Genomic DNA, 15,113 nt, shown 5'->3' on the forward strand with positions numbered 1-15,113 from the left:
ACCACATTGCCGCGCACCGTCTTGAGCACGCATGGCGGATTGTTCGGATCAGTCGTGCACTCATTGGTGAACAACCGAATCGCGCCAACCTGCGACCCAATGTCCAATCCGGTGAACCGCACCAGCATGAAGATCGAATCACCCGGCGCGATGGTGATCTCTGGCGCCGGCACTGCCGGATTCGGATTCAACGGGAACTCCAGCGGCGGAATGATGCCGTCCAGGTCCCAACCAAGCACCGTGAATGACAGGTTGGTGACATCGGGTCGGCGGCCACCTTCGTTGATGACCAGTGGCTGATCGCCCGAATTCAGCACTTGCACCAGACCGTTCTCAGTCGTCGTGCCACCGATGACGACATCCGGGAACGGTAGGTCGAAGTTGAAGTCAGGCGGCGTGCCCAGCGGCTGCACGAAGATGCACTGCGGCCCAACGATGCCGTTGCCGGTCAGAACCGCGCGGCAGGCTGCCGGGTTCCTGGCATTGGACTCAATCACGGCCACCGCGGTTTGCGGACCGAGCTCGCGCGCTTCGAATCGGAGCGTGACATTCGCACACTGACCAGGCGCAATCGGACCTGGCAGCGGGCCAACCACGGTGAACCGCGGATTGTCAATCCTGATCGCGGTAACGTTCAACGGACGGTCGCCATCGTTGCAGATGGTCAGCGTACGGTCAGCCGTGTTGCTGCCGCCCGTGATGCAATCGCGCGCCAGCACATCGCCGAAGTTGATGTTGGCTGTCGGCACGCGGCAGAGCGCGTCAACGAAGCATTCGCCACGCACGCCAATCTGGCCGCAGTTGACCGGGCCGCACACCGTGCTCGCCGTGATGCTGATGACACCGGTCTGAACACCGCTTGCGCCACCAGCGCAGGAGAACCGGATTGTCACGAGCAAGTCTTCGCCCGGAGCGACGGTCACCGGACCGACCGGCTGAACCACCGTGAAGGCCGGGTTGTTCGACGTGACCGCGCTGACTGTCAACGGCACATTGCCTGTGTTGCTGAGAATCACTGTCTGATCAGCCGCGCCTGGCGACAGCACTTCGCCAAAGTCAAGCGACCTGCCGCTCAACGCGCAACCACCTTCAGCGCAGAAGCCGGTCAGGCTAACTGATCCAAGCCCTGCGGCTGGGCCGCACTCACTGGTCGAATCAAACGTTAGTGTGCCTGTGACAGCGCCTCGCGTTGTGCAGCGGAACCGCACGGTCACAGTAACGCTTCCACCGACCGGCACAGGTGCTGGCAGCGTCGGGCTGACCACGGTGAACGCAGGATTGTTCGAGTTGATCGCTGTTAAGTTGAACGGCGTGTTGCCGGTGTTGGTCACCGTGAACGTCCGATCAGCGCTCTGGCCGACGCACACGGTGCCAAAGTCAATCGCGCGCGGCGCCACATCACCTGTCGTCTGCAAGCAGACGCCTGTGACGCTCACTGACGCGCAGACCACCGGACCGCATACCGTTGTGGTTGTGATGTTGATCGTGCCGCTTTGCGGGCCGGGCGCTGTACATCTGAAGCGCACCGTCACATCAGCGCTTTCACCTGCCGAGATCGTGATCGGCAGCGCCGGACCCACAATGACGAAGGCCGGGTTGGTCGAAGCCACGGCGGTGATCGTCAGATCGCGGCTGCCCGTGTTTCTAATCGTGAAGCTACGGTCGGCGCTCTGACCCACGCAGACATTGCCGAAGCTCAACGTGCTGGGCGCCACGGCGCAGGTGATGGCAACGCAGAAGCCCCTCAGGGTGACTGTTCCCAGACTCACAGGCCCGCAGGCGCTCGTGGTCTGGAAGCTCACCACGCCGCCTTGTGCGCCGCCCGTCGCGCAGGAGAAGCGCACGGTCACAGCCACGTTGCCACCCACCGGCACGTTAACCGGCAGCGCCGGACTGACTACGGCAAACGGACCTGTGACATTGATGGCGTTGATGGTGAATGGCGTGTTACCAAGGTTGCTCACCACAAACGTGCGATCCGCGCTCTGACCCACGCAGACATCGCCATAATCAAGGGTACGCGGAGCCACGTCACCGGCCACTTGCAAGCACGTGCCAGTCAAGCTGACGGAGCCGAGGCTGACTGAGGTGCAGACGCTAGTTGCATCGAACGCCAGCGTGCCCGTCTGCATGCCGGGGCTTGTGCAGGTCAACCGCACGGTCACGGTCGCGCTGCCGCCGACGGCAATGGTGATCGGCAATGCCGGGCTGACAATCGTGAACGCCGGATTGTTCGACACAATCGCGTTGACCCTGAACGGCGTGTTGCCAGTATTGCTAATGACGAACGTCCGCTCTGCGCTCTGACCCACGCACACAGCGCCGAAATCAATCGCTCGCGGAGTGATATCGCCTGTGGCCTGGATGCACGTGCCGGTCAATGCGACCGTGCCAAGCGCCACAGGACCGCATGCACTGCTGGTCGTGAAGCTGACCGTCGCATTCTGCACGCCGGCAGACGTGCAAGTCAATCGCACAGTGAAGTCTTGCGAGCCACCCGCCGGGATGGTCACCGGCAGCGCCGGACTCACCAACGAGTACGCGCCACCGATGCTGACAGCGGTAATGGTGAACGAACCATTGCCCGTGTTGGTTACCGTGAACGATCGGTCAGCGCTCGAGCCGACGCACACTTCGCCAAACGCGATGGTGCGCGGACTGACGTCACCGGTGATACTGATGCACGTTCCGCTCAGACTCACCGTGCCAAGCGCCACGGGACCACATGCGCTGGTTGCGCTGAAGCTCACCGTGCCGGACTGCGCACCGGCTGAGGTGCAATTCAGTCGAACGGTGATGGTCACGCTGCCGCCGACGGCGACATTGACCGGCAGCGCCGGACTCACCACGGCAAACGGACCGGTCACGCTCACTGAATTGATCGTGAATGGCGTCGTGCCCGTGTTGCTCACCACGAACGTGCGATCCGCGCTCTGGCCGACGCACACCGCGCCGAAGTCGAGCGCCCGCGGATTCACATCACCGGTAGCCACAACGCAGTTGCCCGTGAGACTGACCGGACTGAGCGCAACAGCGCCGCACGCGCTGGAAGCATCGAACGCGAGCGTCCCCGCTTGCACGCCGGGGCTTGTGCATCTGAGCCGCACGGTGACGGTCACGCTGCCACCCACCGGCACGGTCGCCGGCAACGTTGGGCTCACGATGCTGTACGATGGGTTATTGGAAGTAATCGAGTTGATGGTGAAGGCCAGATTGCCCGTGTTGGTCACGGTGAATGTACGATCGGCGCTTTGACCCACACACACATCGCCGAAGTTCAGCGTGGTCGGACTCACTGCGCCGCTGGCCACCTGGCACGTACCACTGACGCTGACCGGAGCAACAGCCACAGGACCGCACGGACCGGTCGCGCTGGTCGAGATTGTGCCGGTTTGCGCGCCCGCGGTAGTGCACGTGAACCGCACGGTCACCACTAGTCCAGTCGCGCCTTCGGGCACATCTGCCGGCAACGCCGGACTTACAATTGTGAACGCCGGGTTATTCGACGTGATGCTCGTGACCCTGAATGGCCGATTGCCAACACTGCGAATCGCGAACGTGCGGTCAGCGCTCTGTCCCACGCACACAGTGCCGAAGTCCAGACTGGTCGGAACGACCTCGCTGGCTGAGTTGATACAAACGGCCTTGGCTCTCACAGTGCCCACATCAACAGGCCCGCAGATACTGGAGACACCCAGCGAAATCGTCGCATCAATCACGCCCGGACTGGTGCAGGTGAGCCGTATGGTCACAGTCACGCTGCCGCCTGCCGGCACATTGATGGGCAGCGCCGGACCCACCACCGAAATTGCCGGGCTGTTGGATGTGATGGTGTTAATCGTGAATGGACGGTTACCTGTGTTATTGACCACGAACGTCCGGTCGGCCGTCTGACCCACGCAGACATCACCAATGTTAATCAGCGCCGGGTCCACATTACCGCTGACCGTCACACAGAAGCCAGTCAGGCTCACTGATGCCACAGACACAGGCCCGCACACACTGGAGGCCGACAGCGCCACTGTACCGCTTTGGGCGCCAGGCGACGTACATCTCATACGAACGGTGATCGTCGCGCTTGCGCCCGGCGCAATCGTCACCGGCAGCGCCGTGACAATTGTAAACGCACCACCAACAGTGCCACTGTCAATCGTGACCGGAGTATTGCCGGTATTGGTCACTGTGAAGGTCCGATCAGCGCTTTGACCCACGCAGACATCGCCAAAGTCGAGACTGGTCGGGGCCACTGTTACAGACGCTCGCAAGCATGTGCCAGAGACACTGACTGTGCCCAGATCAAGCGGGCAGTTCGCTGCGTTGCTCGTGGTGAACCTGATCGTGCCCGATTGCGGGCCAGGCGCCGTGCAATTGAACGTAACTGTGAAATTCACCGCACGCCCCACCTCGACGGTAACCGGACCAGACGGTGTGACGGTGAATGCCGGATTATTCGATGTCACCGTGTTGATGGTGAAGTCGCGCGCGCCCGGATTCGGCACATTACGCACGCGGAATACGCGCGTCGCGCTCTGACCCACGCAGACATCACCAAAATCGAGACTGGTCGGCGCCACCGACGGCGTGATATTCACACAGAAGCCGCTGACAGCAACCGGCGCACACAGCGGCGTAGCCGTACAACTGCTGGCCGGGTCAGTCACAATGTTAATCACGCCGCTTTGCGGTCCGCCATCGGCGCAGTTGAATCGCACTCTGGCAGTCATGCTCTGACCAGGCGCCAGCGTTCGCGGCAGCGGGACACTGGTCGAGACAACGGTGAACGCCGGATTATTGGAAACCAGTTGGGTGACGGTGAATGAACCGTTCCCTGTACTGCGAATAGTAATCGTGCGTTCAGCATTCTGTCCGACGCACACATCGCCGAAGTCTATGGAGGCAGGACTCACTTCGCAGACTGGTCGGACGCACTCAACACGTGATGGTATCCTGGCGCGAATAATTTCATCCAGAATGACCTTGGTCTCAAATCGGCAGACGCCCGGCGCCGATGGACATGGACAGCACCAGGTGACGTTGAACACAAAGGTCCCACCCGTCAACGGATTGACGAACTGCACGGGCGGATCAATCATGAACGTCGCTGGGCTGCAATCGCGATCCACTTCCAATGTTAACGGCACAGGCAGATCAAACCCGCGAACCGCGCGCAGGATGACATCCTTCAGCGCGACGTTACCGCTGGGCGGGCACACAATGGGCGCGCCGGTTGGAATATCAATCGTGCCGTTGCCATCGCAATCAATCGGCCCTTTGGCGCGCGTGTTGGTCGCTTCGGCGATCCGACGCAGCGCCGCAGTGACCTGAGCTGGTGGCGTAGAACCGCCATCCACCGCAATACCGACCACTTTAATGCCGCGCTGATTCAATGCGGCCATCGTGTCGGCAAAGCTTGGCCCCGGATAGGGGCAGGTGCCCGGGTCGCCAGCTTCGTGGAAAGTAGCGTCGGTGATCAATACAATGATCTTCTCCACATCCACGTCGCGCATGAAATTGGCCTGCTGGTCCGGATCAATGTTGGCGCGACGTCGGCCGCACGGCTCAAATTGGCCAGCGCCCGTCGCTGCCTGGAATAATGCTGGCAATTGTGATTCGGGCAAGTCACCGCCGCCACGCGGTCTGACGTTTCTGAAAGCATTGATCAAGCGTGTCCGTGTGGATGTGTCCACAGGCGTCAGATCAATCTCACGACGATAGGCATAATCGAGTAATTCGCCGAATGGCTGAATTGGATAATCAATGAATGTGCCCAGACCGAGACGAATGTTGCCGCTCCGCAAGGCTAATAAATCATCAACGAATCGGTCGCTTGATTGGAGGAACTGAGTCAAATTATTGCTGAAGCTGTTGCTAGAATCTACCAGCAGATAAATATCGAGCGGACGGAACACCGTCGGGACAATCGTAATTCTGATTGGCACGGTCCGGCATTCACCTTCCGGAACCTGGATGTCGTATTCCAGCGGATCAATCGCCGTAATGGGACTGTCGGCGCTGGGCGAATCTTCTGGGCCAGTTAAGAGCAAGGAGAGGCCTTCTTGCTTCAGGACCACCACATCCATGCGATTGTCCTTATCCAGATAACCGGCCACGGCGTAGACGGGTTGGCCATCAATTGGGTTAACAACCTCGTTCATCGAGCCCTGACGAGCGCCATGATAGATAGCCACTTGCTCAGCGGCTGTGCGCACGGCGATCAGGTCAGCAACTCGGTCATTGTCAATATCGGCGACGGCCAGTCGGTTAGCCGCTGCGTTGAGCCGTTCACGCACGCCCCACTGACCGGCTTCATTGGCACTATATATAAGGACATGGCGCGTGGCGCTATCGAGCACGGCCACATCAGTTCGCGCATCGCCGTTAAAGTCACCGACGACGCTGTCGAGCAACTCGGTCTCCAGTGGCAGAGTCTTGGCTCGCTCAAACGGCGCTGAGCTATTGCCAAACAACACCGCCATCTGCTCCTGGCCAGCGACAAAAATATCCACGTATGAGTCTGCATCAAAGTAGCCGACCTCCAACCGTGAAACGGCTTCTTGGAAAGGCACGGCCAGTTGGTTGGGCGAGAGTTCCAGTGTGCGCCCCTGACCAAGATCGCTCCAGATGAGCAACTGCGTTCCGCCTTGGTTACTGACGGCAGTCACCACTTCGACGCCCACGTCGCCCATGAAATCCTTCACCACCACTTGGCTCGGTATGCCACTTAGAACGACGCGCTGAGCTTGTGGCAATCCGCCTTTGCCATCACCCACTAAAATGAGCAATGAAGGAGATTGAGCATCGGCTATGACAATATCAACATGGCCATCCCCAGTCACGTCACCAGCCGCTAACGCGCTGGGCCGGGCCTCCAGGCTAAACGACGTCGGAGCGCCAAATGTGCCTCTTGCTTGGCCGGCACGAACACTGAGCACGCTGTTGGCATGAGCTACAATCAGCTCCGAGCGACCATCTGCATTGAGGTCGGCTAGCACAGCGGCTACCGGTTCGCTAGTCAGCGCTCCCGTCGGTGTTGCCACGTCAACAGTTCTTTTTATGGTTTGTTGTTGTGGAAGCGATTTCGCCTCTGGTGAACCGGTCCAGACACGGCTCAAAGCCAAACCGGTACGATGAAAGAGGCGATGCACCCAGTCAGCACGTACCACCTGCAACCCGGCCAAACTGAGTGCGGCAATCATTGATACTACACCTAACAATGCATACTTACTGCGCAGACGTTTCATGACGCCCTCCTTACGTATTTTCCTGCTTTACGGCTGGTGCAACTGCTCAAACAATAAGACAGAGATAATGGGAAACACTCTGTTCCTTCTGCATACACATGGGAAGAGATACAACACGGCAATTCAGAGGCAACATCTGGATTGAAGCTGTGGCCTGACAGCTTCACAATTGATTTCCCCCTCAGCAAAATGAGGTCTACCTCCTTGTAGCTTTTTAGCGATACCCCCTAACCACGGAAGCCGCATTCTAACATAAGTGATTTTTTTTGTAAATCAATTTTTACGGCCACGTTAAAACTAAAGAACCGGTTAGACTGTCTTGCAAATAATCAGTGTACCTACCACGCATTGATCGCTACTTGGATTGATCAAATATGGTGCCGAAGGGGGGACTCGAACCCCCACGGGTTGCCCCACACGCCCCTCAAACGTGCGTGTCTACCAGTTCCACCACTTCGGCACTCTTTCTTGCCTCCTCAGTGGAGCCAGCAGCGAACATCAAGTGCTGGCCGTCACAGTTTCGCCATCCGCAATTACTGCTTGGGAGCGGATGATGCCGGCGGGGTAGATGGAGCCGGCGCCGACTCCGGCTTCGCAGTCTCAGGCGGAGCCGCTGGTTTCGATTCTGTCGGTGCCGTCTGCTGCGCGTCCGGAGTTGCTGCTGGCGATGGCGTTGTCGGCGGTGTAGCTGATGTCGGCGCTGATTGTTCAACAGGCACGGTGGCTCCACCCTGAATTACCGATTGTGGACCAAACACGCCTGGCAAGGAGAGGATCAAGGCCAATAAGATCATGATGCCTGCCGTCACCCAGGTCGTCCAGCCCAATACATTTTGCGCGCCGCGTGGCCCGAAGGCTGTCTGAGTAGCGCCGCCGCCGAACAGCGCCGCTGCGTCAGCTTTCCCCGGTTGAAGCAGCACCGCTGTGATTAACACGAGGCATGTCAAAACATAAACAATCAATATCGCATAAATCCACCACATGCTCTTTATGACTCCATGTAATGTACAATCTGGGCAAAACTGGAGGCCTCCAAACTGGCGCCGCCCACGAGCGCACCATCAATGTCAGGTTGTTGCATCAATGCCCTAATGTTATCCGGCTTCACGCTGCCTCCATACAGAATGCATACTTGCTCAGCCACCGTCTCACTGCCCTGTTCGCTCAAGCGTCGTCGAATGAATCTGTGCATAGCTTGTGCGATTTCCGGCGTGGCTGTTTTACCTGTTCCGATAGCCCAAACTGGCTCATAGGCCAGTATCATACGGGAGAGGTCATGGGCTGTCAACCCGCTCAACCCTTCACTGAGTTGTGTCTGTACGACGGTGTGCTCCTGACCCGCTTCGCGTTGTTGCAATGTTTCACCCACACAGAGAATCGGGCGTAGACCGGCATCAAGCGCAGCCCGAATTTTATCGCGAATTAGCCCGTTTGTATCGCCGTAATACTGTCGCCGCTCGGAGTGGCCGATGATCACGTACCGGCAACCGACATCACGAAGCATGATGGCGCTGATTTCACCCGTGCGCGCAGCGAATCCGGGTTGATCGCATACGTCCTGCGCAGCGACGCCGATGTTGGACCCTTCCAGCCGGTCGGCTACAGCCTTCAGCGCAGTGAACGGCGGCGCCACAGCGATGTCACAATGCTGAACTTGCGCAACCAGCGGCTTGAGCGCCAAGACCGTTTCAACAGCCTCATGCACCAGCTTGTACATTTTCCAATTGCCGACGATGATCGGTTTTCGCATCGGTGTGAACCTCCCTGCTGATGATTAAGGCGTCTTGGCGGGCTTGTGGGGATCGCTGAAGCGCGGATCGCGAATGAATTCCCAATCAGTCAGGCTATGGAGAAAACTGAGAACGTCAGCGCGTTCTTCCGGCGTCAGTTCAAAGCCCCGGACGAAGCCGCTCTTATAGGGATTCTCACTGCCTACGCCTGCATAAGGGCCGTCGTGAATCGTGCGTCCGCCGGCGGCATAGTGATCGAGCACTTCATCGAGCGTGGCAATACTGCCATCGTGCATGTAGGGCGCTGTGAGTGCAATGTTGCGGAGCGTTGGCGCTTTGAATCGGCCCATGTCTTGGGGTCGGCCCGTGAATTCATAGAGGCCAGTATTGTCGGGCGGATAGGCGCCTTGTCCGTCAATGTTATAGAGGCCGTTGTTGTGATACTCGATCTGACGAGAGAACAAGCCCGAATAATCCAACACGCTGCTGAAGTTCAAACCGTTGTGACAATGAAAACATTCAAGCCGTTCGCTGAAGAATAACGCTTCGCCGCGCTTGACCGATTCCGATACGGCCGATGGATCGCCGCCATAACGATAACGATCATAGGGGGAACGTCCCGAAATCAACGTGCGTTGAAACGCCGCTAGTGCTTTGGTGATGTTGCTTACAGTAAAGGGATCGGCATCGGCAGGAAAGGCGGCAGGAAAAAGCCGCTGGTAGCGGGCATCCGCGCGAAGTCGCGCGAGCACCTCAGCCTCGCGGCCTGCCAATCCCAACTCGATAGGATTTTCGTTGAACATGGGCACCAGCGCCTGCCGCTCCAGTGTGCGCAAGTTGGGATTGGCCCAGGTGAGCACGGGGCTATACGCGACGTTGACCAAGCTCATGCTGTTGCGCGGATGGCGTTGACCGGTGGCGCCGATGGCCACCGGTTGCCCATCGGTGAAGGCTAGCTCCTGCTGGTGACAAGAGGCGCACGAAAACGCGCCAGTGACCGACAGCCGTCGCTCATAAAACAGATGACGGCCCAGCTCAACTTTCTCTTGCGTCATCGGGTTATCAGCAGGAACGCGCGGCAGGGGAAATCCTGGAGGCAGGTTCCACTGATACGGTGTCCCACCTGACTGAGCCGCCGGATAAGCGCGGCCACCGGTGACGGTCACACTGAGACACGCAACAGCCAATAATACAAGAAGCGTCAATTTGAGTCTTGGACGGTTCATAACATCCTCACGAACGCGGCACCGGTTCAACGCGGAAGAGCGTTTGACCAGACGAGGCGACGCCGCGGAATGGCAATCCTAGATTATGAAAGATTCGCGCGCAATCCGTATCGTTAGGTGATGATTCGCACAAGGCGGCGCCCGATTGATTGACGTCCACATTAACACCGTCCAGCAACGCCTTCAAATCAGCCACGATTAGGTGACTGTCTGGATCGAAATCGAGCAGCGTAATTTCCGGCCGATTCGGATTGGCGCAGCGGGTGGGGACGGTCAATGCTGTATCATTGGGCGTGCAGTTGGTGCTGCCGAGATGCACAGCAGCGCCACGCGGCAAGCCGGTTGTGCGCATATCCAAGCGTAGGAATTTGTAACCAACATTCCACACCCAGAACATCGAGCTGATATTGAGCGGCGAAGGCTGCGTCAGTGGGTCTCGATGATTGCGCTCGAACGGCACGCCAACGGTGAACTGAATGCCGCGATAGTGGCCAGCCGGCACGTGTCCGGTCACGATGTCACGAAGCTCCGGCGTTCCATTCAGGCAAGGTCCTGCGCCGTTCTCGAAATCCAACAACGCTAGATGCTCCAGTTGCCACATCTCATCCTGATCTAACTGCACAGGCACAGCGTTGTTCATGCCATCAAGCAGGCGGATGTTATGCACGTAAAAACGGAAATCGCTCGGCGTAATTGTGGACCGGGTTATGCCGATATTCGAGTAACTTGCACCACAGGCAAAGGGTTCGTTGCCGACGACAACTCGAAACCGAATCGTCACGGGTCTGATTTCCTGTGACTGGCTGGAAATCGGCAGCAATGCCGCCGCTGAGGTGAGCACGAGCACCCATACGAGCAATCTGACTTGCATGTGCCACATAATACCTCCACACACTACAACTGTGACTTAAACTGCTCAACGCGGATGAGCGACGCCTGCGTGATAATCTCAAACGAAGCTGTCACGTCACCGTCTTCATTGAGCACTTCGATCTGTCCTTGGCCGCTGTATTTGGTGCCGGTAATGTCGAGCGTGATGATCTCGCGTATCTTCAGAATGCCTTGAAACCTGCCTTTCCCATTCGACAGCAGTTTGAAGTAAGTCAGCGCAAATTGGTTATAGGAAATAGGCGTCCATTCGCCGTGTGCCGGCGTCGCCGTCTGCGGCAAACCAGGCGGCATAATATCGGATTGGACTAAACTGCCCTCGTTGGTCATGGTTATCAACGCATAAAACAGAGGCGGTAGCTCCGTGCCCGGTGGGCCGCTGGTCGGCAAAATAGAGACAATCCAGGAACCATCTGGCAAACCGCCATGCGCCGGCCGGCTGCTGGAACGAGACCACACCACAGAGATGAAAGCGATCAGCAGGGCCGTCACAGTCATCCCCCAATGAAACCATTTCCTCTTCGTGTTCATAAGACTTCCTTGCCAACTACTGAACGACACAACGAGATGGCGGCGCCACTGATGCAGCGTAGGTCCCGTGTCGTATTGGCTGTTACTTCTCTGTCAATGCAGCGACGCCGGGCAACTGATCACCTGCCAGAAATTCCAGGGTCGCGCCGCCGCCAGTGGAAATATGACTCATCCGATGGGCTACACCAGCCTGATGCACAGCAGCGACAGAATCACCGCCGCCAATGATGCTGATAGCCGAACAATCAGCCACAGCATGGGCAATCGCCACGGTCCCACGATCAAAGGGCGGGCGCTCAAAAATGCCCATCGGCCCATTCCAGACAATCATGGCAGCCTGGGCGATGTGAGTTTTGTATCGCTCCACCGTCTGCGGGCCAATGTCCACGCCAGCCAATCCAGCAGGAATGCGATCGGTCACCACCTGTGGTTGACTGGACTGATCATTCAAATCAACGACTACGTGATCGCTGGGCAATTCCAATGCCACATGGAGAGCGGCTGCCTCGTCCATGAGTTGTTGGGTGAATGTCAGCTTGTCATCTTCGACCCGCGAAGCGCCAACATCCATACCTTTTTGCTTGAGAAATGTGTAGGCCATGGCTCCACCGATCAAAATCGCATCGGCTCGTTTGAGCAAATTCCTAATGACAGGGATCTTGTCGGAGACTTTCGCGCCGCCCAAGATGACGACGAATGGATGTGGCGGATTCAGCGTTTGAGTCAGATAGTCCAATTCTCTTTGCATGAGCAAGCCGGCAGCCGACTTGGCGACGAATCGGGTGATGCCCACCGTCGAGGCGTGGGCGCGGTGAGCTGTGCCGAACGCATCGTTGACGTAGATGTCAGCCAATGCGGCCAGTTGCCGGGAGAAAGCTTCGTCGTTGGCTTCTTCTTCTGGGTAGAATCGCAAGTTTTCCAGCAAGAGCACCTCGCCCGCCTTCAGCGAGTTGACCAACGCTTGGACATCCTCACCGATGCAATCAGGCACAAACCTCACCGTTTGACCGAGCAGCTCTGAAAGCGCGCGGGCGACCGGCTCCAGCGAATAGGCCATATTGCGTTGGCCTTTGGGTCGGCCTAGATGCGATGCCAGAATCAATCGCGCGCCCTCTGCCAGCGCATACCGGATGGTGGGCAAGGCTGCTTCGATCCGTGAGGCGTCCGTCACCTGGCCGTCTTTGATTGGCACGTTGAAATCAACGCGCATGAACACACGTTGATTGCGGAGATGGAGGTCCTTAATTGATAACTTAGCCATACGTGGTACTCCGTGGTGCACCGTGGTCAGATCAGTGGTCAGGTATAGTGGTCAGTGGGCAGCATGGAGGATCATTCCAATCTCATGCACCTGTTGGCTGTCCACTGCTGCTACAGGCCCTTAGCAGCAATGTACTTGATCAAATCGCGCACGCGACAACTATAGCCCCACTCATTGTCGTACCACGCCAGTACCTTGACCATATTCCCGCCGATCACTTTGGTGTACTCGGCATCCACGATAGACGAATGTGAATTGCGACGAAAATCGCTCGAGACAAGCGGCGCTTCTTCAAACGCCAGGATGCCGCGCAGCTCTTCATTGGCCGCGTTCTTGAGTGCGCGATTGACTTCTTCGGTGGTCGTCTCTTTTTCCAACTCGCAGACGACGTCCACCAGCGAGACGTTCGGCGTCGGGACGCGCACAGCGATACCGTCAAACTTGCCTTTCAATTCGGGCAGCACAAGGGCGACCGCTTTGGCTGCGCCCGTTGACGTAGGAATCATGGAGAGCGCCGCCGCGCGGGCGCGTCGCAGGTCTTTGTGCGGGAAGTCGAGGATCACTTGATCGTTGGTGTATGAGTGAATGGTCGTCATCTGGGCTTTGCGGATACCGAAATGTTGGTGCAGCACCTTGGCCACCGGCGCCAGGCAATTCGTTGTGCACGAAGCATTGGAGATGACGTGATGGATAGCCGGATCATAAGCGTGTTCATTGACGCCGAGCACAATGGTGATGTCTTCGTTCTTCGCCGGCGCGCTGATGATGACTTTCTTGACCGGACCGCGCAGATGAGCGGCGGCTTTTTCTTTATCAGTGAACCGACCTGTAGATTCAACGACAATCTCGGCGCCAACCTCTTCCCAGGGAATCTTGGCCGGGTCTTTTTCGGAAAAGACGCGGAACTCATCGCCGTTGACTTTGATGGTCGTATCGGTGGCGGAAATCTCGTGTTCCAGATTGCCTAGAATCGAATCGTACTTGAGCAAATGGGCCAGTGTTTTGGTATCGGTTAAATCATTGACGGCGACGAAATCGAAGTCGCTGTCGCCGAGCGCCGCGCGAAAGACATTGCGTCCAATGCGACCAAATCCGTTAATGCCGACCTTTATTGCCATTGGATGAGTCCTCCTTGTCGAGAATATTTGGGAGCGGGCATTATACTCACACTAGGTCTTGAATGTCTACCAAACCGACCACACGACCAAGCTCGTTCAACACCGGTAACGCGTTGACGTGCCGCTCAGCCATCAGCGCCGTGGCGTCGCGCACGAGCGTGCCGCAACTGACCCAGAGCCCGCCCCGCGTCATCACCTGTTGAACGGGTCGCTCGCCGATGAACGGGTCTTTGGCCCAACACCGACGGAAGTCGCCGTCGGTAAACACGCCCAACAATCGTCCCTCAGCATCCACGACGCAAGCCAGTCCACCGCGCGCGCGACTGAGCTGTGCCACGACCTCCCGCACCGGTGTAGAGGGCTCCACACAAGGACATCGTTCACCCGTGCGCATGACATCCTCAACGCGACTCAGTTGACGACCCAACGAGCCGGCCGGATGGAGTCGTCCGAAATCTTCTTCGGTAAAGCCTCGCGCTTTCAACACGGTCAGCGCCAGCGCATCGCCCATTGCCAACAGCGCCGTTGTCGAACTGGATGGCGCCAGCCGCAATGGACACGCTTCTTCGACAACGCCGATGTCCAACACAACATCACTGGCTCTGGCCAGATTGGAATCACGGCGCCCAGTGATAGCAATGCGGATGACTTCTCGTTGCCGAAGATGAGGAACCAGCCGGATCAACTCTTCTGTCTCACCAGTGTTGGAAAAGAGCAAGGCAACATCGCCTGGCGAAACCATGCCCAGGTCACCGTGCATCGCTTCAGCCGGATGAAGAAAGATGCTGGGCGTTCCCGTTGAAGCAAACGTCGCGGCGATTTTCTGCGCAATCAGCCCTGCTTTTCCCATGCCCGATGTGACGATGCGTCCCCGGCAGGCCAGAATCCGTTCAACGGCGACGTTGAATGAATGGTCGAGCCGTTGGGCCAGTTGTGTCAGGGCCTGCGCCTCCAGTTGAATGACCTGGCGTCCCCACGAGAGCACGTCAGCCTCGTTTTGTGATTTGATAGGAATTTGCATTTGCGATCTCACTTCAGCCGTCACCTGCGTCATGGGCTGCCATGTTAGCATTTTGGCGCGCGCATCGTCAAAGATGGGAAAACCGGTTACAATGCCA

The 15,113-nt window shown here is 57.9% G+C and carries 9 protein-coding genes and 1 tRNA gene; all 10 read right to left on the bottom strand.

Annotated features, from left to right (window positions below):
- Positions 1-7,241, bottom strand: a 7,241-nt coding sequence (locus NZ823_16860) for a choice-of-anchor D domain-containing protein (GenBank protein MCS6806799.1), incomplete at its 3' end; no start/stop codon positions are given.
- A 375-nt stretch (positions 7,242-7,616) separates the two neighbouring features.
- Positions 7,617-7,701 (bottom strand) — tRNA-Leu (locus tag NZ823_16865).
- A 73-nt stretch (positions 7,702-7,774) separates the two neighbouring features.
- A complete protein-coding gene (gene secG, locus NZ823_16870; GenBank protein MCS6806800.1) occupies positions 7,775-8,224 on the bottom strand; it encodes a preprotein translocase subunit SecG in 450 nt (149 codons plus the stop codon).
- Between the two features lie 5 nt (positions 8,225-8,229).
- Positions 8,230-8,991, bottom strand: coding sequence for a triose-phosphate isomerase (gene tpiA, locus NZ823_16875; GenBank protein ID MCS6806801.1), 762 nt, complete (start codon positions 8,989-8,991; stop codon positions 8,230-8,232).
- A gap of 24 nt (positions 8,992-9,015) precedes the next feature.
- The gene (locus NZ823_16880) at positions 9,016-10,197 is read right to left on the bottom strand and encodes a di-heme enzyme (GenBank protein ID MCS6806802.1); all 1,182 of its coding nucleotides are present in this window, start codon (positions 10,195-10,197) and stop codon (positions 9,016-9,018) included.
- 7 nt (positions 10,198-10,204) lie between these two features.
- A complete protein-coding gene (locus NZ823_16885) occupies positions 10,205-11,077 on the bottom strand; it encodes a metallo-mystery pair system four-Cys motif protein (GenBank protein MCS6806803.1) in 873 nt (290 codons plus the stop codon).
- Between the two features lie 14 nt (positions 11,078-11,091).
- Positions 11,092-11,616 (bottom strand): hypothetical protein, encoded by a 525-nt coding sequence (locus NZ823_16890; GenBank protein MCS6806804.1) that lies wholly within the window; start codon positions 11,614-11,616, stop codon positions 11,092-11,094.
- A gap of 82 nt (positions 11,617-11,698) precedes the next feature.
- Positions 11,699-12,877, bottom strand: coding sequence for a phosphoglycerate kinase (locus NZ823_16895; GenBank protein ID MCS6806805.1), 1,179 nt, complete (start codon positions 12,875-12,877; stop codon positions 11,699-11,701).
- Between the two features lie 110 nt (positions 12,878-12,987).
- Positions 12,988-13,995 (bottom strand): type I glyceraldehyde-3-phosphate dehydrogenase, encoded by a 1,008-nt coding sequence (gap, locus tag NZ823_16900; GenBank protein MCS6806806.1) that lies wholly within the window; start codon positions 13,993-13,995, stop codon positions 12,988-12,990.
- Positions 13,996-14,041: 46 nt separating this feature from the next.
- A complete protein-coding gene (locus NZ823_16905; GenBank protein ID MCS6806807.1) occupies positions 14,042-15,016 on the bottom strand; it encodes a KpsF/GutQ family sugar-phosphate isomerase in 975 nt (324 codons plus the stop codon).
- Positions 15,017-15,113 lie beyond the last annotated feature (97 nt).

Source organism: Blastocatellia bacterium (assembly GCA_025054955.1).
Taxonomy (GTDB): Bacteria; Acidobacteriota; Blastocatellia; order HR10; family J050; genus JANWZE01.